At 42.1% G+C, this 20,558-nt stretch carries 20 protein-coding genes; 5 read left to right on the forward strand and 15 right to left on the reverse strand.

Annotated features, from left to right (window positions below; translation table 11 throughout):
- Nucleotides 1-82 precede the first annotated feature (82 nt).
- The 11 genes from OCV24_RS14550 to OCV24_RS14600 are packed head-to-tail and all read right to left on the reverse strand — an operon-like array spanning nucleotide 83 to nucleotide 9,077.
- Nucleotides 83-1,714, reverse strand: coding sequence for a hypothetical protein (locus OCV24_RS14550; RefSeq protein ID WP_150878877.1), 1,632 nt, complete (start codon nucleotides 1,712-1,714; stop codon nucleotides 83-85).
- A 5-nt stretch (nucleotides 1,715-1,719) separates the two neighbouring features.
- On the reverse strand, nucleotides 1,720-1,986 hold the full coding sequence (locus OCV24_RS14555; RefSeq protein ID WP_017058716.1) for a DUF3613 domain-containing protein: 267 nt from the start codon (nucleotides 1,984-1,986) through the stop codon (nucleotides 1,720-1,722).
- Complete coding sequence (locus OCV24_RS14560) at nucleotides 1,983-2,657, reverse strand: tetratricopeptide repeat protein (RefSeq protein ID WP_102508398.1); 675 nt, start codon at nucleotides 2,655-2,657, stop codon at nucleotides 1,983-1,985. The genes OCV24_RS14555 and OCV24_RS14560 overlap by 4 nt, the downstream gene beginning before the upstream one ends.
- The gene (locus tag OCV24_RS14565; RefSeq protein WP_017058718.1) at nucleotides 2,658-3,554 is read right to left on the reverse strand and encodes a type II secretion system F family protein; all 897 of its coding nucleotides are present in this window, start codon (nucleotides 3,552-3,554) and stop codon (nucleotides 2,658-2,660) included.
- A gap of 28 nt (nucleotides 3,555-3,582) precedes the next feature.
- A complete protein-coding gene (locus OCV24_RS14570; RefSeq protein WP_017058719.1) occupies nucleotides 3,583-4,461 on the reverse strand; it encodes a type II secretion system F family protein in 879 nt (292 codons plus the stop codon).
- Entirely contained in the window at nucleotides 4,455-5,714 is a 1,260-nt protein-coding gene (locus OCV24_RS14575; protein ID WP_136980926.1) for a CpaF family protein, read from the reverse strand. Before OCV24_RS14575 ends, OCV24_RS14570 begins: the two co-directional genes overlap by 7 nt.
- A 56-nt stretch (nucleotides 5,715-5,770) precedes the next feature.
- Nucleotides 5,771-6,928: a type II and III secretion system protein family protein gene (locus OCV24_RS14580; RefSeq protein WP_017058721.1), complete on the reverse strand. Its 1,158-nt coding sequence runs from the start codon at nucleotides 6,926-6,928 to the stop codon at nucleotides 5,771-5,773.
- A 12-nt stretch (nucleotides 6,929-6,940) separates the two neighbouring features.
- The gene (cpaB, locus tag OCV24_RS14585) at nucleotides 6,941-7,858 is read right to left on the reverse strand and encodes a Flp pilus assembly protein CpaB (protein ID WP_150878875.1); all 918 of its coding nucleotides are present in this window, start codon (nucleotides 7,856-7,858) and stop codon (nucleotides 6,941-6,943) included.
- 9 nt (nucleotides 7,859-7,867) lie between these two features.
- Nucleotides 7,868-8,407, reverse strand: coding sequence for a TadE family protein (locus OCV24_RS14590; protein WP_017058723.1), 540 nt, complete (start codon nucleotides 8,405-8,407; stop codon nucleotides 7,868-7,870).
- Between the two features lie 8 nt (nucleotides 8,408-8,415).
- Nucleotides 8,416-8,826 (reverse strand): prepilin peptidase, encoded by a 411-nt coding sequence (locus tag OCV24_RS14595; RefSeq protein ID WP_017058724.1) that lies wholly within the window; start codon nucleotides 8,824-8,826, stop codon nucleotides 8,416-8,418.
- Nucleotides 8,827-8,855: 29 nt separating this feature from the next.
- Nucleotides 8,856-9,077 (reverse strand): Flp family type IVb pilin, encoded by a 222-nt coding sequence (locus OCV24_RS14600; protein WP_017058725.1) that lies wholly within the window; start codon nucleotides 9,075-9,077, stop codon nucleotides 8,856-8,858.
- A gap of 727 nt (nucleotides 9,078-9,804) precedes the next feature.
- Here OCV24_RS14600 and OCV24_RS14605 point away from each other — a divergent pair.
- Together OCV24_RS14605 and OCV24_RS14610 are read left to right on the forward strand one after the other, a co-directional pair.
- Entirely contained in the window at nucleotides 9,805-11,091 is a 1,287-nt protein-coding gene (locus OCV24_RS14605; RefSeq protein ID WP_150878873.1) for a collagen-like triple helix repeat-containing protein, read from the forward strand.
- A gap of 35 nt (nucleotides 11,092-11,126) precedes the next feature.
- Nucleotides 11,127-12,800, forward strand: a complete 1,674-nt coding sequence (locus tag OCV24_RS14610) for a POTRA domain-containing protein (protein WP_150878871.1) — start codon at nucleotides 11,127-11,129, stop codon at nucleotides 12,798-12,800.
- Between the two features lie 290 nt (nucleotides 12,801-13,090).
- Here OCV24_RS14610 and OCV24_RS14615 read toward each other — a convergent pair whose 3' ends face one another.
- Together OCV24_RS14615 and OCV24_RS14620 are read right to left on the reverse strand one after the other, a co-directional pair.
- A complete protein-coding gene (locus tag OCV24_RS14615) occupies nucleotides 13,091-13,573 on the reverse strand; it encodes a hypothetical protein (protein WP_150878869.1) in 483 nt (160 codons plus the stop codon).
- Nucleotides 13,570-13,905 carry a DUF805 domain-containing protein gene (locus tag OCV24_RS14620; RefSeq protein ID WP_137032722.1) on the reverse strand — a complete coding sequence of 112 codons (336 nt, stop codon included), beginning with the start codon at nucleotides 13,903-13,905 and terminating at the stop codon, nucleotides 13,570-13,572. Before OCV24_RS14620 ends, OCV24_RS14615 begins: the two co-directional genes overlap by 4 nt.
- A gap of 187 nt (nucleotides 13,906-14,092) precedes the next feature.
- Here OCV24_RS14620 and OCV24_RS14625 point away from each other — a divergent pair, with 187 nt between their 5' ends.
- Nucleotides 14,093-15,136: a helix-turn-helix domain-containing protein gene (locus OCV24_RS14625; protein WP_150878867.1), complete on the forward strand. Its 1,044-nt coding sequence runs from the start codon at nucleotides 14,093-14,095 to the stop codon at nucleotides 15,134-15,136.
- Nucleotides 15,137-15,226: 90 nt separating this feature from the next.
- Here the strand turns inward: OCV24_RS14625 and OCV24_RS14630 are convergent, their stop codons facing one another.
- Nucleotides 15,227-15,679 carry an NUDIX hydrolase gene (locus tag OCV24_RS14630; RefSeq protein WP_102508410.1) on the reverse strand — a complete coding sequence of 151 codons (453 nt, stop codon included), beginning with the start codon at nucleotides 15,677-15,679 and terminating at the stop codon, nucleotides 15,227-15,229.
- A gap of 293 nt (nucleotides 15,680-15,972) precedes the next feature.
- Between OCV24_RS14630 and OCV24_RS14635 the strand changes: the two genes are divergently transcribed.
- Both OCV24_RS14635 and OCV24_RS14640 read left to right on the forward strand, forming a co-directional pair.
- On the forward strand, nucleotides 15,973-17,685 hold the full coding sequence (locus tag OCV24_RS14635; protein WP_150878865.1) for an RluA family pseudouridine synthase: 1,713 nt from the start codon (nucleotides 15,973-15,975) through the stop codon (nucleotides 17,683-17,685).
- Between the two features lie 190 nt (nucleotides 17,686-17,875).
- Nucleotides 17,876-18,256, forward strand: a complete 381-nt coding sequence (locus OCV24_RS14640) for a hypothetical protein (RefSeq protein WP_077681710.1) — start codon at nucleotides 17,876-17,878, stop codon at nucleotides 18,254-18,256.
- Nucleotides 18,257-18,384: 128 nt separating this feature from the next.
- Here the strand turns inward: OCV24_RS14640 and OCV24_RS14645 are convergent, their stop codons facing one another.
- Nucleotides 18,385-20,541 (reverse strand): TonB-dependent receptor, encoded by a 2,157-nt coding sequence (locus tag OCV24_RS14645; RefSeq protein WP_136980935.1) that lies wholly within the window; start codon nucleotides 20,539-20,541, stop codon nucleotides 18,385-18,387.
- Nucleotides 20,542-20,558 lie beyond the last annotated feature (17 nt).

Below are 20,558 nucleotides of genomic sequence, written 5' to 3' on the forward strand. Positions count from 1 at the left end.
CCCTAACGAACGTAGGTTTTAAATGTGCGGAATGTCCACTGAACTCGGTAGTCAAAATTGCTAGTGCAAATTATAAAAACCGTCAAAGAATCAAACCATGTGATGATGCTTGAACTGAATCAACCCATAAATCCGCACCGCCTAAAGGAACACCTAAAGCTTGTAGGGTTGGCAACAATGCTTGCCCTAAAATAGCAGTGAGTAAACTCGAGATCGCTGGGCTTAACGCGTTGCTAATAGGCGTGAGTAGATAGCCTAAACCAAGTGGAGCGTCAATATCTAGATTGATAGCTGTGGTAAATGCACGCCCTGAATCGGCTAAAATATTGTCGCTCTCTTCTGAAGAGTAAGGTAGCTCATCCAAAGCAATATGAGTAGCTGACCAGTCTCTATTATCTTCTATGTCTATGTTTATTGTTATTTCTATTGCAGAAAATAGAGGCAAATCGATACTAATTTCAATTGGATCTGCATCCATAGTTAATAACGAATCTTGGATAATAAATTCTGCTTCTGGGTTATCTTGATTAAGATCCAGATGAGTTAAAGTCGCCGTAGCTTTAGTTGCGCTAACATTAATAACAAGCGGAGAAATATTAATACCTGTAGGGGTGAGAGTAGATAAAGCGCCTGTAATATCATCGACCAAATCAAGATCTGCCGCGAGCTGTAATTCGATTTGTGAGTTGCTAACACTGGGCGGAGCGTTTTCACTTATCGGTAACGTTGCAATGGTGTATTGTGGTGCCTCGATAATTTGCGTCCTGAGTTCGATACTGGTAACACTAGGGATAACAACCGAAAGATCGGGGATATCGACGAAATGCTCTTTATTAGAAGCGAATATCGTGGCTTTAATTAATTTAAGTGCGTTAAGAGAAGTCTCAAGCGCTGCTCCTTGAGTACTAGTTTCAGTGAGTTTTAAGATGTCACCAAGAACGATATCTGGAATGGCAGTAGCAAGAACAAGTTGGTCTATTATGACGTTCAGGCCATCTGTGGATGAATCCCCTCTGTCAAGTATATTGAGGTAAGTATCAAGTACGGTTAAGAGTGAAATATCACTTTCTAGCACTTCCTGAGGTGATCCCAAACCTAAGTCTAGTGCCAGTGTATCTAACACTGAACCAAGTTTTAATGAGGTGTTGGCTAACCCTTGATAACTGGCCGCAGTTAAGTTGATATCGATGCCTAGTAACCCACTGAGCAAACCATTTAAAATGCTACTTTCTGTTGTTTCGAGAGTTTTACTACCAATCCCAAAACTGATGATTCCTGCTTTTTGTATGGCAGATTCTGCCATCAAGGTAATTTGATTGTCGTTGAAAAGGCCACCAGCAATCATACTTTGTGGGACGGTTTTTGTGGCCACAACTTTAGTGGCCGGGTAACCATCTGTAGCCGCGCTGGGGCTCGGATTAAAAATCCAACGGTTATCCTGAATCAAGGCATAACCATTTTGAATAACAATATCATCGACTTGTTGCTGATACTTATCAGTCAATATAGCCTCCCAGTTTTCAACTGCTTCAGGTTGGATGAAATAGGGATTGTTCAGACCAATTTCTGAAGCAGAAAGATCGGCGATTGATTGTAATTGCTGACGCTGGAAAGCAAGTCGTGCAGTATCAATAGCGACAGAAGTAAAGATAACCAAACTGAGCAGAGCAGTTGCGAGCCATAAAGTTAAAGCGCCTGACTGATAGCGTCGCATGAGTATTACTCCCCGAAATCGTTCTTAATAAATTTTTCCGGAATAGCGTGGGAAAAGGACGCTTCGACACGTTCTTGCACTGCTTTGCTCACTTCTGGTGTTAGGGCGTCTTTATGACTGGTTGCGAGCATATTCTCACGTTGAATTTCCAACCAGATACGGGTGTATTGAACCGTTATTTCCTCACCTTTTTGGTGTTTAGAGGGTAACTGCTGCGCTAAACTGATGCATGAGTAACCAATGGTAATACCTAAAAGAAAAAGTGCTTTCATTGTTCCGACTCCTTGATGCTCAATGGACTAAAGCTACGCAATGCAGTAGTCAGTTCTAGGTTTTCTTTATATCCCCAGCCGTATCGCTTAGTGAGACTTTGTGCTGCTTTACGATCATTATCTCGTGATAGTGCTAGCCATAGATTTTTGGCAGAATGGTGATTATCGGGATTAAGTTCTAGCGCGGTGAGAAACTCTTTTTTCGCGGCATCCGTATCATTGTTTAGCAGTAGGAAAAATCCGTAGTCGTTACGAATAGCTGAATCATCAGGCTCTAAGTCAACAGCCAAACGTAACCACTTTCCAGCCTGTTGGTAGTTTTTCTGATACGCTGAAATCAAACCTAACCCGTGTGCAGCTTTGCCTCTGAGGCACGTGTCCATTAGTTGGTTATACACTTTGCTCGCATCATCCCACTGACGGGTTTTTAATAGTGCTTTAGCCTCTAGAGATGATCTAGTTACTGATGTTGTATTTATTTTTTGTAACATCGCCAGAGTGGAATAATATTGCTGGTTATTAAAGGCTTGTTGTGCAAAAGATAGTTTCATACCTTGAGACTGAGACAATTTCTCATTACACATACCTGGAGACTGAGTATAGTCACTTGGTTGCTGGCTGGATGAGCAGCCCGCTAGGATAAAAATAATAACCACGAATAAAAATTTCATTTAACCTCCAAAGGCAGCCATCAAAGCCAGCGCTGCCGGACCACCGAGAACAATAAATAAAGCGGGAAACATTAACGCCATCATGGCGATTGAAATTTTACCAGACAACTTAGTCACCTTTTCCTGCAGCTCTACGCGCTTGTGTTGGTAAATTAATTCGGACAGTGATTGGAATGACTCTTTCAACCCTCCACCTGTTGCCGCGGCCTGAGATAACATAATCAGAAAATCTTGAAACCCGCTCGACAAAGTTATTTGTGCCATGTCATTAAACACGACTTCCCGGTTTTGTCCCGCGTCGATACGTGCCACGATAAGTTTAATATCTTTATTAACTTCAGGAGTTAGCTCTTTCGCCTCCAAAAGGTAAGCTTTTAGTAATCCTTCTAGAGAGAGACCAACTTGCCATAAAATTGACATCATGTGCACGGTCGTCAACATCTCTTCGTTTATGCGTCGGGCGCGTTTACGAGCCTGGATACGAAACCAGTGAAGCGATAGTAATGCACCTACTGCCATGAATAAGGCGTAGAAAAGAAAGGTGCGTTCCATCGTGGATGAAAACAGGTATTGCTGACCAGTAAAGATCAAAAACAGCCCAGACCAGACTAGAAACATTTTAATTAAGCATAAAACTTGTTGTCGCCCACTGATATAACCCGCTTGACGCATCGCAAGTACGATACCGGATAACGACTTTTCATGGTCTTTTTTTGATTTTCGCCACCATTTCATAGAGCTCAGCATTAGGGGCTCTTGCACCGGTTTCGGTTTTGCAGAGACGTTAAGTTTTTGACCTGACGAGCGCATCAATTTCTCTTGGCGAATTGCTAGGTAACGACACCCTCCAGCACAAAGAGCTAATACTACTGAAAGTAGAAAATATACTTGAGCCATGTCCACCTCCTTGTAATATTCAAGCTAGTTATAAACTACGAAACATACGCCAGATAACTACAATACCTAATAGCTGAAGGACAATGCCAAACAGCAAGGCTTGGCGCCCAGTATCGGAGTACCACATATTGATAAGCAGCTCAGGATTTTGTGTCAGCATATAGGCACTAACTAATACCGGAGCAGAGCCAATTACCCAGGCAGTCATTCGTGTTTCGCCGGTAATCGATTTTAGTTCACGACGACTCAGATCCTGCTGTCTAAGCAGTTTCACTAAGCTTTCGAGTGAAGAGGTTATACTACCGCCATAACGAGTATTAACACTAAAAATGGAACCCAGAAGACGAAAAGCGGGCACCCCGGTAATCTGACTTTCTGTAATAAAAGCATTTTGTAGTTCAATACCGAGCGCCCGTCGGTCATTGATGCGTTGTAATACATCGCTTAGTGGGTAAGAAGTTATCTTTGCCGACTGATCAACGGCTTGCGGGACTGTTAGTCCAACTTTTATTCGACGATGCACTTGGTCAATAAATGAAGGCAGCTGTTGTGTTAGCCGCATTCTTGTTTTCGCTTTACGCAGTCGTGCAATGAGTACTATAAGTAAAAACGATACAATCAGACTAACGGCAAAACTAAGGTGACCGAACCGCCATGCTACGCCGGCATTGAAGGTAGTAATAAGTAAGATTAGAACACCATTTTTCAACCATGATTGACTAAACCCTAGTGCTTGCGCTTTCTCGATTAGTAAGTCTTTTAAACTGTCACTCTGTGTACGTACTGTAAGCTCGGGGGATACATCTTCTTCAGTGGCCTGTTTTCTTTTGTATTTAACAGCGAGCGCGTAACAAAGAACAGAGGTAACAGCTACAGCAACGCTCAGTAACAAATATAGATTTACCATAACTGCTCCTCAAGCTTAATTTGAAGTTCATCGCTCGGAGTACCACTGGGTTGAAATGTTTTCTGAGTATATTCATAGAGCTTATGTGTATTGATGTGCCCATTTTCTACGTTGCCAACTTCAACCACCTCAGAGACGACGCGTTTTCCATTGGGGAGTCGACGGATCTGTATGACGATATCAACAGCGGATGAAACAACTTTACGAATGAAGTTCTCACTGGAATTAAAGCCGGTCAGTGTGACCATCATTTCTAATCTTAGTAAGGCATCACAAGGTGAGTTTGCATGCAATGTGCTCATGGACCCCAGATGCCCGGTATTCATCGCTTGCAACATATCTAAGACCTCCCCTCCTCGACTTTCTCCTAAAATGATACGGTCGGGCCGCATCCTAAGGGAGTTTTTCACCAGCTCACGTGCCGTCACTTCACCATTTCCCTCAGAGTTGGGAGGCCGGGTTTCAAGGCGGACAACGTGGGTGTTACGTAGTTGCAGTTCAGCAGCATCTTCAATGGTAACAACCCTTTCATGTGTCGAAATGTACTGACTGAGAATATTAAGTAGCGTTGTTTTCCCTGAACCAGTGGCACCACTAATTAAAATATTGAGGCGTGAAGCGACGCAGTGTTTCAAAAATTCAAGCATATCTGAAGACAGGGTCTCATTAGCTAAGAGGTAGTGCTCCGTTAAGCTATCTTGCTTAAATTTTCGTACTGATAGGCAGGGGCCATCTAATGCTAAAGGAGGAATAATTGCGTTGATACGGCTTCCATCGGGTAAGCGAGCATCAACCATTGGATTCGATTCATCAATACGTCGACCGAGAGGAGATAGCATTTTTCTAATCACTCTTACGACATGCTCGTCGTTCAAGAAGTGATGATTCACCTGCTCTAACCTTCCTTCCCGCTCGACAAAAACCAATTTAGGACCATTGATCAATATGTCATTGATGGATGGATCCTTAAGCAAGTTTTCAATAGGACCGTAACCTAACATCTCATCGACTAATTCTTCAGCTAGCGTGTCTATTGGCGTTGATTGATCTATATGATCCTTGATTAGATATTGTTGGATATATGTAGTGACAGACAACATCAGGTCATTGCGATTGTCGGATGCAAGACTAAACAAGACACCATCATCTTCCATTTGCTCTATAACGTACTTATGTAAGTCAGCTTTTAATTCCAAACTTAAGGGTTGGTAGGAAGCGGTTTTAAAGGTATTCAACCAGTTGTTCGTCGTCATAAACAGTTCCTGATATTTGTTGGCTTACGCTAGGAATCAGCCTTAAATGGCCAAAATCAGTTGGAAAACCCAATATTGCTTGGAAGGTCTTCCGGTTCCGCATGCATGAACACCATCTCGAAAAAATCGGGGTCGTAGTTTCGGTAAATTTCTCCTGGCAGAGGCGGCAAAGTTGCCCCTTTCGCTATCGGACGTACTAAGTGGGGTGTAACAACCATCATCAACTCTTTATCATTACTTTCTAACCGACTGGAGCTGAAAAAAGCACCTAATATTGGAATATCACCTAACCCTGGGAAGCGGTCAGAATTTTTCATGGTACTGCTGCTAATCAAGCCACTGATGATAAAGGTTTCACCATCACCGAGTTGAACAGTAGTATCAGTACGACGCACGCTAATTCCTGGCACCTGGACACCGCCGGTACTGACCGAGTTGCTGTAATTTAGTTCGCTTACTTCCGGCGCGACTTTTAGCATGATACGGTTGTTTTCCATAACGGTAGGTGAAAGATTAAGCCTTACTCCAAACTCTTTGAAATCAATAGATATATCACCATCATTGGATGATCTAGGATAAGGAAACTCACCACCAGCTAAGAAAGTTGCAGTGTGTCCAGACATGGTCACTAAGCTGGGTTCCGCCAAAGTGTACGCAAACCCGTTAGCATTAAGCGCACTGATGGTGCCTAATATTCCTTTCGATACATCCCCAATCACGACATTAAACGCATCACTCAAGGCCAAAAAATTATTTCCTGACGATAACTCTCCAGCAAAGGAAGCGCCATTTAGAGCAGAGCTGTTACCAATGCCAAAGGTTGTATTTCCAGTTTGTCGCCCAAGAAAAAAACCCGCCTGTTTAAGAGCACTCTTACTAATTTCGACCACTTTAATATCGGTTTGAACCTGAATATTATTATAACTGACAGCCGTTGGTTGCACTTTGAGTTGGTATTCTTTAGGTGTGTCCTGAGCCGTAGTCCAAACACTCAAGGTAGTAGAACCAACTTTCTTACCTGTGACCAGTAGTGTGGTGTCGTTAAGTACCATTAGTGATACTACGTCAGGAGTGGCTATAGCGGCTCGTTTTAACTCACCTCTTAGAATGTTGATACTGCGTTGAGAGTCTTTCTTGAGAATAACGGTTTCTGCCGCTTGAGATAGAAACGATAATGGGATTAAGAATGTCAAAAATAGTCTTCTCAGGCTCATAGACAACGTTCCTTATTGTTGAGGCACTTTAACGACAGAGCGCTCATCGCCTTGAATCAGTTCGACATATCGAACGCGTTGAGGTGCATGCTGACGGGGTGGTTTTGGTTTGGAAGCTTTTTCAACCTTTTTTCGAGGAGGCAGAAATTGTCGAAGTTCAGCTACAGATGTTGTTTTAGTTCCCTCACTAGGTTGGCTTCTTAAAGAAACAGTATGTAGCAGTGACCTAGGCTGAAAATCATTCGTTTTTTCATTGGTTAGCTCTTTACTACCCACAGCAGCTAACCTTAATTCACCACTGCTGTCCGCCAATAAAATGGTCGGCGCTAAATCCATATAGACAGACAGTACTACGGATTTAGCATGATTTTCCCGGTCCTCACTTTCTGTACCAAATTGTAGGTCACCCACCGCCAACACTTTTAAGTTAGATGCTATTTTTCTGGCTGTAGTCGTAGTACCAGATTCCCTGTTGGGCTTTAGTAACAACATCACATCAACATGGTCACCGGGCTGTATGTAGCCCCCAACGGTTAACACTTCATCTGCTCTTATAGCAACTGCTCTTTGGTTAAGCTCTAAGTCATCGATCATTGGTCGGATTGTGGCAAAAAGATCATCGGTCAAATAGTCACCTTTTTCGACAGATTTACTCAGGCGTCGACCAACCGCTAACCGTTTTTTTAATACGTATCTCTGGTCGAGTTGTGTTGTGGTGACCTGCTTAAACATATCCGCTGAAATCATCGTTCCATGGTTCTGAGGTTCATCGAAGGCCCAAACACTGTATAGAGTCGGTGCAGCTTTGGGCTGTTGGGGGGCCGGCTCTTGTATAGAAAACATGCCGACAAAAACGAGAATAATAGCTAAGGCTAGAAAGGCAACAGACGCCAATTTTAACACTGCGACTTTGTTCAGAGTCATGTTCATTTCTGGCTCCTAATTCAGTTTAAGAACAGCGGTACCAACAATTTGGTCCGGAAATACGGAGACTTCTTTAGGTAGTAAGCCGTCAATGATGTTGGTCGGAAGAAAAGGGGTCGTTCGATATTCGTCCAAAACAATCGTAACTTGGCAACATATGTCAGAGCCGTCTGTCGGATCAGTGATTGTTGAGATTCGGATTAATTCCTCGGGGTCTGGCAATGTCACTCCAAACAAAGAACCAAGACTTTCTCCTTGACCCTGGGTGAACCCCTGAATGATTATTTTTGCGTGAGTGCGGATTGTGGGGGTTACTTCAGTAAGCACTTCAGCACCGGAGCAGTTTTTATAACTGAAATAACATTCCTCATTGACGAAGGCCATAGACTGGCGGATGCTCTCTTTGGCTACATGATCGAACATACTGGCCGCAAAAAAAATCATGCAATAATGAATCACAGCAAAAAGTAAGATCACTATGATCGGGAGTAAAAAAATAGTTTCTATAGCCACCGAACCAGATTGTTTTTTTAAATTCGTTATTGATTGAGGCATATCCTTTCCTACATACTAGTCGAAAATATTAATCCAGTAGCAGTGATTGCAATGGCCGGTATAAATGGTGCTTCGTTTTTTTTTCTAAAAAAAATGATGAAATAAATGATGAAAATAGATAATGCAATACCAGTAAATATTGCCATAACATCAATGGGTAATATAAATGATAACCCCAGCAGTATTTTTCCATCCGCACCGCCAAAACCAAATACAGAATAACCAATAAAAACCCAAAAAGACGTAAATATCACAGACCACATTATCTGAGGACTGAAATTAAGGTTTCCAACTCCATAAAGAGCTAAGAGAGGGGCTAGCATTAAAATGAAAATTAATAGCGCAGGTACTTGCCTACTTTTTATGTCATAAACACTCGCAATAAACAACAGACCGCAGTAAATGGCAAATGGACTCATTGAATCACCATAATTTAGCCTCAGCCATCTTAGCCTTCTTCAACGGTTGTTGGCAGAGCGTCTCTAACAGCGGTTAATACGCTTTCAATACGTGCGCCGATGTTGTCGTCACCCGTAGAGAAAAGCGCAATGGCAATTGCCGCGATGGTGGCAATAATGGCGTACTCGATACCTGATGCGCCCTTGTTACAGTGTAAAAAAGAGATAAATTTACACCACGTCTTGATGGTTAATCTTTTCAATAAAAACATAGCTACCTACCTGATAATTACGTACTTAGATGATGTAATTTGTCATGGAGAATATCCAATCCTTGTTAAAGGGCAAACAGTGTTGCATTGCTACCTTGTTACTAATCATAGTTAGAGAATCAAAATGATGTGAATGTTTTATGTGACTCAAGTCTCATATGTGAGTCTTAATGTTGTTTTCCCTATAATATGAAATTTTCCATCAGTTTTTATGAATTAATCATAAACAGTTGATGATAAAGATATTAATAGAAATCAAATTCACAACTGATAAGTATTATTTATTTTATGGGAAAATTACGATTTTTATTCTGGATTTTTATCAAATTTCAATCATGATTATTAGTATCTCACTGAGATCGAAACCTAGCTTTTCAGGTGGATATGAGATAGCAATATGGTTAGAGAAGAATAAATACGGAAAAGCTAGATTTTATAACATTGATGATACCAAACAGTAAGGTAAGTAATTTATTTCTCTAAAAAATGTATATTAAATTAAGTTGATGATATAGAGGAACGCTGGGAACCCTAGATTTATCATGGCGTATAATGTGTTATTTACACTATATTTTGTAGCTCTGAAGCTATTTTAAGTTTGAGCACAATAACAAATGTTCATCGTAAGGTTTATGAGTACGTAGTACCAACGAGTCCTTGAGCTAAAATAATCCGTTCCCTCTTAGTTATCAACCATAAGGAAAGTATCTGAATAAAGGAGGATACCATGACTATTTTATATCGAAATTTTCTTGTTTCGTTAGCGTCTTTATTGATGATAACTGCATGTAGTGGCAACGGTTCTGGGACAATTGCCTCTGGTGGTAGCGGCCCGGAAACGACAGAAGAGGACGTCGTTGGTCCGCAGTCCGTTAGTCCACAATCTGATAGCAACCTCTTGTCAGAAGCTGGTAATAATGTGTCGCAAAGTGAGTTAAGTAACTCGTTAGATTCAATAACAACGGGATCAGGAGAGGTATTAGTAAACCTGGGGGAAGTTGTGACTGCTTTGGGGGATGGGTTACCGCTGGGATCTACGGCTTTGGAAATCGATGATGCTTATGTCAGCCGCACTTTGCAAGGCACTGCTAGTTCCACTGAAAAATTAGGGACAACAGTTGTCTCCGCTGGCGATACCGTTGCGCAGTTAGATGCGCTACCTGTGTTCGTTCAGCTTAATGACCGTACCGGATTATTAACTTATACCGGGGTGACTGTGTCCGATCTAGGTGGAACAGTCGAAAATATTGGTGGGTGGCTTCAGTACCAAACGTCAGAAGAAGGTAATTTATATGGATTATCTGAACAGCTTGGTACGATGACAGCGCCTATTTTGGTCCAAGCCGATGGTATGATCGACCTGAAAGGTAATGCGCTAGTCATATTTAACGATGTACAAGACGTTAAGACCACTTTGCCTAACTTTGTTTACTTATCCACTTCGACGTTAACTAAGGGTACCACTGCGTTACTGATGGACACTCAAGGGATGGTTGAAGATACTGGCCAATTATTTGTTGGAGAAAAAGGCCTAACTGCATTACTCACCAGTGAGTTGCAGCAGGATGAAACTTTACTGCTCAATTTGGAGTCAGCATTAGCCAACCGTTTGGATACTGATCCGCTCTCTGGTTTAAATGATAACAACTTACTTTCTGAAACAGCGCTGCTTTCGAGTGTAGACGGAAATCTAATCCTAGTTTCCCAGAATTTAGGTGATGTATTGAATTTAGAAACAGGCTTGGTCAACTCACTAGATTTGAGTACAACTCTACTTAACTTTAATCAATTGGATGATGCATCAACACCTCTGTCTAGTTTATTAGGATCAACAGCCCAAAGCCTTCAAGATGTTGTTGGTGGATTAAAGGGTAATTCATTAGATGTACTTTCGTTAGATATAACAGATAACCTAGCGGGAGAAGATAAATTAGGGCTGTCTTCTTCAAGTGAGGATAGAGGGACACTCACACATCTCACGACTAGCACTCTGAAACCGATTTTGGGTCAGTAATATGATTGAGTCTGATAAATAAAGAGCCAGAGATCATGGCTCTTTATTCTATAAGGGTATCTATGTTGAGAAAGAAAAAGTCCTTTTTTTTTGTTGTTGGTTTACTTTCAACCATCCAGTGTCACGCCGCGGAGCCCCCTTTATTAGTACAACCTGAACCGAAGAACCAAACCGAGTCTGCTTCCAATGTTGACGTTGAGCAGATGAAAGGAGAAGTGGAGGTACTCAGCTCAGAGGTTATTCAGTCAATACACTTTTCTGGTGGTACATCGTTGGAGCTTGAGCAGCTAGCACAAGATGTTCAAGTGCTGTTGAATCAACCTTATTCGGTCGAATTGATCGGGCAAGCGATCGAAAAAATCACCCAGCGTTTTCATATCGCCGGCTACCCTCTCGCTTTTGCTACTGTTAAACAAAATGACTTTCGGGATGGTCGATTGACTATCACTATTGTGGAAGGATTTGTGATCAGAAGTGAACTTGAGATCCCTAATGATACAGTTAAACACAAAGTGCGCTCTATTTTACAACCGCTATTGAATGAGAATCCCGCAACTCAGGCCTCTCTAGAACGCGCTATCCTGCTAATCAATAGAATTCCTGGTTACCAATTTGATATTACACTCCCCAGACCAAAAACTATATCTGGCGCGACATCTATTCGTATCGTTACCCGAGATAAGACCGTATTTAAACCTTTTATCGGTTATTCAATGCAGCAAGATTCTGAGCGTAACTTCTCTTTGGGACTACGTAGTAATATTAATCGGATGTCGATTAATCGTCTAACCCTCATTGGTTTACTCCCACGTGATAATAATAGTGATGAAGGATATTACTCAATGAGGCTTGAACACGACATTTTCCACAACGGAACTTTAGGTAGATTGAGCGCTAGCTATTATACCGATAACGAAGAAAGCATCCTTGATATAGGAGGTGTGAAGTTAGCGGTTGACAATACTTTTGAACGACACAGCTTGGATTACGTTATCTCTTACCCGATAACATTAAATCAAACGACCGACTTCAGTGTGTCTCTGGGGGTGCTCTATGAAAAAGAGGAACGCAATTATGATGTTTCCTTCAATGGCACATCTTTAGGCAACTTAGACGATCACCTAGATTATGTTATTGGCCAGATTTCAATAGATGTGATTAAACGATTTGACAATTTCAACTTCTCAGCCGGCTTAGGAGTCAACCAAAGTATCAGTAGTGCATTTAGATATAGGAGTGATTTAGAAACTGAAAATATCTACAACAGCGATTTTACTTTTTACGACCTTAATTTATCTACTTCATATGAATTTATTAAGGATTACGTTGTATCTTTGCGGGCAAACGGTATGTTTGCCGATGAGAGGATAGTGCCATCGCAGCGTTTAAATTACGGTGGTCTCAACTATGGCCGTGGTTACCCGGAAAACACCATAGAAGGTGATAGAGGATATGGCACCGAAGTAAAGCTGTTACAACGAAACAAACATGGGAATTATTTTTTTAACCCCTATATCACTTATGACTTCGCTTATACCGAGAGAGAGCTTTCTACCGCCAGAACAGACCGGATCTCATCAGCAGCACTTGGTGTTGAAATTGGCTTTGAAGCAAATTTATATGTTGCTATTGACTATGCTAAACCCTTAAAAGAAAGAGAATACAATAACGACTATGTCTACAACCTGAATGTAAACTGGCAATTTTAGTTAACTTTCGTTTTCCTGAACTATCCAAGGTGCAAGTATATTTTAATGGATGGATTTGTCCCCCAAAGACGCTTCGTAATCGGGCATACCAACCCCTACATGTAAAAAATGATGTGGTTAGGCAGGCCGCCTTAAGATGAAGCCCATTCATTTGCAGAATGAGCTTCTATGCATGTAATACCAACCACCCACACAGTTTCTAACGAAGTTGTCGAGCGCTGTAACAAGCTATGGTGGCCAATTACGTACTACGATTGGTATGAGTAGCATTGTTTGAAAGGAACTATAAATTAGTGACAAACGACGCTTGGTTTATCTCCTAAAAACCAAGAAACCCACTTTCTTTTGGAGTTTAAGATGAAGCCTTCTTCAAGGTTAATTCCATTAACTATCAGTCCGTCAACGTTTCCATTATATTCTTTTGTTGTGAAGCGCCAATCTTTACTATTTACCCGTTTCCCTTCAATAAGTGCATCATTGAGCCGTTGACTTACAACGACAATAGTTAGACCTTTCGTTTTACTGATCCCCAAATCAGGTTCAGCAATACTCCCCACGGCAACAGGCACCTGAACAGTACATATCTTTTCGTCTTGACGAGTAAATATATAGTTCGCTTCCCCGACTCGGCCGTTAAGCCACAAGAGCTGTCCTTGGGTCATAGTGTCGATTGTTAAAATACCAAACGTATCCGCCGACGATAGTGTGATGGCGCCACTAAATGTTGAGATAAAAACAGACAAAAACACATTCAAAATGATTGCTTTTTTCATGCTAATGTCTCCTGATCGTTCTGAACATTGGTCGATTTCACTAACAAATATATTAACCAAAAAGGTCCTACTGCTGGTATAAAAAAGACCAGTCCCCAATATCCAGATTTGTTAATATCGTGCAGTCTACGAGCTATTGCGGAAAGCATAGGAATAAAACTTAAAATGCCATAAATGGTGTCAAACCAAGTCGTCATACCCATAGCCATATCAGCCACAATACACCCGACACTCACCAATATATGCACGAGTATAAACATCCAGTATTCTTCACGCGACGAGCGGCCAACAAAATCTAAACTTCGTTTCCAAGCTAGAAAATAAAACTTCATAAATGTCACCTCAATAACGAATTGATGATGACATTTTGCCTCGAAATAAGGGGAGTATACGTCTCAAAACAGGTTTTAGGTCGTCCTTAAACAAGTTTTTGTCTATTTTACATTTTTAATTATATTTCATCGAGTTATCCTTGGTGCAATCCCATTCAAATACCCATTTATTAATCTAGGTCCAGCTATGCTTGCGATTCCCGTTCCATTCATTGTTTCTATGTTGCTAGGGTTATTGGCGATAATACTTTATGCCCGACTCTCTCAACAAACTAAGGTCGCAAGCATGTTTTTAGGGCTGTGCTCTGCCACTACCGCGATGGTTGGATTACGCTGGACATTTGGACTTGAAATTTTCAGCATCGCACAACCTATTCTGGCTTCCACAATTCCTGTTGCAGCGTGGTATGCGTTTGCGCATGCAAATCGAGACCTCGGCTTCTTACCTATTAAACACTTTGTTGCACCATTACTCGTTGTTGTGAGCTCTATAACTCAACCCTGGTTAGCACTTCCATTGGATGAAATACTTACTTTAACTTACATCATTTATGGAATTGCACTTCTCCGCTTTTCGTCAACAGAAGCCGCACTGATTAATGTCTCGTTAGGAAATTGGGAAGGAGTAAAAAAAGCAGAGAGTATTGCGGGGTGGGTACTGATATTTTCTGCATTTGTAGATACATTCATGTCGTTGGATTTAACTTTTAACCAAGGCGAACTGTCACTCTATATACTTACTGCTGCACATTTAGTTCTTTTGCCCGTGCTATCGATAGCTGTCGTCGTGACAGGTATTAATACTCCTATAACGAATGGGGAAAAGTCCAAAGAAATGAATGGCGCTAATGATGAGCCACTAAGTTCTGCATTAATGACCAGTGAACGGGCTGAAGAAATCACTTCTATGTTAGATAGCAAGATTCGCCAAGACTCTCTTTACCTAGACCCTGAACTCACTCTTTCGAAATTGACACGAAAGTTAGGTATACCAGCAAAGCAAATTTCTATCGCAGTCAATCAAGTTCATAAAAAGAATATTTCTAAACTCATCAATAAGTATCGTATAGACCATGCCAAACATGCTTTGATTACGTCTCAAGGCACTATTACTCAAGTATTCATGAATTCTGGTTTTCAGACTAAATCCAATTTTAATCGGGAGTTTTCAACAATGACTGGAATGACACCAAGTGAATACCGGAAAAGCAAAGAGAAACACAATAAGTAAAATTGGCGCCAAGTACCAGTAAGCGTCTTCTTACCCCTTTTTTGTAAGCCTAAACGTTAAGTTCTGCACATCTCATCAAGGGACACCGCGCTACTTCACTTTCACTCGGTAAAGCGGATTTACGGACTTATCAACAAAATACGACCAGATATGATCATAAACTGCATGCTGATTAGGAAACGGCGCTAGCACTTTAGCTTCCTCTAAACTACACCAGCGGTACTCGGTATGCTCATGGTTCAGTTCAACCGCCTGATTGGGCGGGCATAACACGGCAAACACTGGGATTAGTTGAATCACATTGACGTCCGCCTCGTAGAACTGTTCTAGGAACTGCGCATTATACAGAGCTTCCACTGCGATTTTGGTTTCTTCTTCAAACTCACGAACAATGGCCTGACAGCCAGTCTCACCCACTTCGATTGAACCAGCAACATGGCACCAAAAACCGCCCTTCACACGCTTCATTAATAGCATTTTCGTTTGGCCGTTGATTTCAGAAAGAGCGACACCTGCCACGATGGAAGTATTTAGTGGGATCATAACGTTACCTTAGTTACACAAGACATCGGTAAGGCTACCACCCTTCGTTTATTAAGTTGTCTTCTATAATAAAAAACGAGAAGTCACTCATCCATTTATGAAGCTCAAACCGTCACTCGAAAACTTGGAGTGACGCCTCACAACAGTGGTATCCAATAATTGAACCATTTCTTATTTGTGGCGCTTTTCGATAAAGAGTAGAATCGCCGCCTTGTACCGTGTTGAAGGCTTTCTAGTAATACACGGTAGACTCACTACCCATTACACGACGATATAAGTATTAAGACGACAATATGCACTCACCAAAACCAACGCACGCCTCAGAAAAAAGCCACAACCCTGAGCATTGCTTCACTCGCTTTCAACAGCCGATCGAGTCATATTCGTTGCCTGAGCGTTTCACGTTCCCATTCTATTACGAACCACACCCACTGTGTGAAATCGCCTCTCACCAACTTCAACAATATTTAGAAACACAAACCGATTGGCAACATGATTTCGGGCTAGATTCTGACGTGGGTCGCGGTAAAATGTTTGGTGTATTGTTGGTGAAAAGCCCAGAAGATGAGCTTGGTTATTTCTCTGCATTTTCTGGTAAAGTCGCCGACCAAAACCTACTGCCCTATTTTGTACCGCCTGTATTCGACATGTTGAGCAGCGACAGCTTTTTCCATCAAGACACGGCCGACATGATGGCTGTGAATGCGAAATTTAAAGCGCTGCAAGTCAACACTGAATATCTCGAATTGTGTGAGCTGTTAGCACAACAGAAAGCACAGGCAGAACAAGAGATCGAAGCGCAACGCTTGCTGATTATTGAAGGCCGCAAAACACGTAAAGAGCAACGTGAACAAGGCAAAGAAAACCTTGATGAGCAAGCTTTCGAACAGCTAAATAACGAGCTAAACAAAGCCAGTGTTGCCGGCAAGAATCAGCAGAAGTATCTTAAGCTCAACTGGGAACAAACTCTGAATGAGCTTCAAGGCAAAGTTGACGTGTTTACGACTCAATTAGCAGAACTCAAAGAGCAAAGAGCACACCTTTCTCATCAGCTTCAACACAAACTATTTTCACAATACGCTTTCCAAAATGCGGAAGGCAATGTCGAAGATCTAAACCAAATTTTTGAAAACATGCCGAATAAGATTCCACCTGCCGGGTCTGGCGAATGTGCCGCGCCAAAACTTCTGCAATATGCATATCTGAATGGCTATACGCCACTGGCACTGGCTGAATTCTGGTGGGGTCGCTCACCAAAATCAGAAATCCGCAAACACAAAAAATACTACGCCTCTTGCCAAAGCAAATGTGTTCCAATTTTAGGCCACATGATGAAAGGTCTAGAAGTCGATCCCAACCCATTGCTAGAAAACCCTGCTGAAGGCAAAGACCTCGATATCTTGTTCCAAGACGATCACATCGTTGTGGTACACAAGCCAGCCGGTTTCCTATCTGTACCGGGCAAAACGATCAAAGATTCGGCCTACACTCGTGTTCAAGAAATGCACCCCGATGTTGAAGGGCCATTTGTTATTCACCGTTTAGACATGGCGACCTCTGGTATTCTGATATTTGCCCTCACACGACGTGCGAACAAAAGCTTGCAGAAGCAGTTCATTACTCGTGAAGTCGAGAAGCGATATGTAGCAATGATTGAAGGCGTTCTGGCAGAAGATGAAGGTTATGTTCGCTTGCCATTGCGCGGCGATTTGTACGATCGTCCTCGTCAAATTGTCTGCTTCGAACACGGCAAACCTGCTGAAACCAAGTGGGAAGTGATTGAGCGAAACCAAGAAACCACCAAGGTTTATCTGCACCCGAAAACTGGCCGTACGCACCAATTGCGCGTTCACTGTTCACACGAAGAAGGGCTTAACATGCCTATCGTTGGTGACGGCTTGTATGGCAACAAAGCTGACCGATTGCACTTACACGCTGAAAGGCTTGCGCTGCATCACCCAGTCACCAAAGAGTGGATGGAGTTCCAGTTCGACGCTGAATTCTAAGAGTTCTTGTTAATACCAAACTTTAATTAGGGGGGCCACGCCGTTTGTGGCTCTCCTTCTCACGCTCTCCACTATTCTCACTCCCTTATTTCTCCTACCTCTTTCGGATATATCGCCACGCTTATTGCACTACATCAAGGTTCACTTTTTCGTGAAGAGTAGGATGCTCCTCTTCTTCTTTCCTTTTGGTATGTCATCAACTGCTTTGAATTTACAATCCAACACACAAACCCCTTCAGTGACCGCGCCTCAAGCACTAAGCTTGAAACCACTCACCAACAAGAAGCCAGACTTAAACTCGGCGATGTTGAATCTCATTGAAGAAGTGAAAAACGAACTCCCTCTTTACGAGTCAGAGACGTTCATTTGTGGGCCAAAAGGAAATTGCTCCGGTTGCTCTAAGAAATTATTGGAGATGGTCGACAGTGAGTTGATGTACTGGGAACACAGTATTTCAATCGGACAAGGGCCAAACTTCGAAGAACTGCGTCGTTTTGGTAAACTATGCAGCAGCGTAAGACGCGGCTTAGAACGCAATGGCTTGGTAGAAAAGCGTCCGAGAGGTAAATAACAGCGTTCTCGTTGGAGGTTATCCAGCAAGGCTATATTGAGAGTCATACAAAAAGCCACTCATATCGCTATGAATGGCTTTGCCTTTGCTAAGCTATATTTAGCTCTACATCAGTTACCTAAAAGAGATCAGTACTTAACTTGGTAATTCAAAGTATAAGTACGACCACGGCCTTTGTAATCGTAAGCTGCAGCATCGTAGTGAGACGAGTATACAATTTGTGCGCGCTGACCCCAGATCGTTGTGTAGTCTTCGTTAAGTAAGTTTTGGATACCAAAACCTAAGCTACCGACAGGTAATTGGTAAGAGCCCACAAGATCAAACACAGTGTAACCATCCAGTTTGTTTTGAGAGTCATCTTCGTAATCAAACATAGTTTGGCTTTGAAGTTTAAGCGCGAGCTCTGAATCATACCAACCAGCCCATGCTGTTGCTTTTGACGTGCTCGCTTCTCCAGCGGTCATATCTTTCCAACCATCGTCGCCTTTCACTTCTGAAACAACGTAGTGACCTGAAGCCCCCAGTTGAACGTTGTCATGTACCCAGTAAGACGCCATCGCTTCTAAACCGTAAACACGCTTTTTATCATCCAACTCTTCAATAAGCAGTGTCTGCTTGTTGTATTTAACCGCTTTATCCGAGTGAGAGTAATACGCTGCAGTTTGAAGATTCAAATCACCGTTATCTAAGCGATAACCAAGTTCAACACTATTGGTTTTGATGCCCGACATTTTTGAGTTGTTAACATTAATACTGTCGTTTAATTGCCAGTTATCACCAACCAACGTGTAGTCACCTTGGCCGTAGTATTTCGCAGGATCCGCAAGGTCAAAACCTTGAGAGAAGTTAGTCCAGATTTGAGACTCATCATTGAGGTGATAGATCGTACCCAAGTTAAACAACCCAACACTGTAATTCGTTTCACCACCCGGTACTGAGTCGGCTGATGTTCCGTTGCCTTTAGCTATCTGACCCTGTTGCTTATATCCAACAAAATCGTCAATCTTATTGACCATATATTGATAACGGAAACCACCTTCGACACTCCAAGCATCAGTAATCGAGTACCCGGCTTGCACAAAGCCCGCTACAGAACCAACCTCAACGCCAGGATAACGACCTATTTCAGCGTAAGTTTGGTTAACTAGATTACCAGAATTATTGGCTATCGTTGGATCATAAAGTGCTTGGTTGCTCTCTAAGGTATCTTGATAAGCATCAATACCATAAACGATGTTAAACTTGTTAAAACTCTTCGCTAAGGCTGTTTTTAAAGAGAAAACATCCGTTATTTGTTGACCTGAAGATTGATAATAAGGCGTGTAGGTCTGATCTTCTTTACGGTAAGACGCTTCAGCAATAAGTTGATGTCCTAAGAACTGGTCATCAACGTAAGACGCACTTAACATCATACGCTCGGTGCCATGTTCACGGTCAGAATAAAAACCTTTTCTCACATCCACAAATTTATTGTTAACGATGTAAAGTCCATAAGGTGAATCTTGTTGGCTGTCGTAGTATTGAGCTAACAAGTTCAGCTTCTTCGTCTCAGAGATATTCACACCAACTGTCGTCAAAAAATCAACCGTTTGGTTAAACTGTAACGAACCCTGAGAAATATCAGGCGTTACGATGTCGCCGTCAGCATCAAAGAAACCCTGGGTTTCAGTGTAAACCACAGATGCACGAGCAGTAACCTTATCGTTACCACCAGAAACTGATTGACCCACTTTGTAATCAAAGTCTTCACCTGAATTAAAGCCTGATGAACCTCCCACATACGATTCAAACTCTAGCCCTTCACCATCCGCTTTTTTGGTAATGATGTTGATTACACCACCAGACGCACCCGCACCATAGATCGAAGTAGCACCCGACAACACTTCAATACGATCAATGTTAAACGGGTCGATCGAATCTAAGTGACGACTGATTGGACGTGAAGATTGTAAAGATACACCATCAATCATCACGAGCATCTTACGTCCACGTAAGTTCTGACCATAGTTAGTACGAGCACCACTGCTAACGTCTAACGACGGGATAGTTGCCGAGAGAATCTCGCCAAGTGACTTACCACCACGAAACTCCTGCTCAATTTGCGCCGAATCGATATACCAAACAGTGCCTGGGATATCACTGATCGCTTTAGGAGTGCGACTTGAAACAACGACCATTTTTTCTTCAGTTGTTGTTTGTTGAGCTTGGGCTGGGAATATTGTGCTTGCAGCGGCAACCGCTAAAGCAACAGTCGATAGTGGAAAACTTCCTTTTTTAACGTTCATTTTATTCTCTATTTTTA

It is taken from the genome of Vibrio kanaloae (assembly GCF_024347535.1).
GTDB classification, from domain to species: Bacteria; Pseudomonadota; Gammaproteobacteria; order Enterobacterales; family Vibrionaceae; genus Vibrio; species Vibrio kanaloae.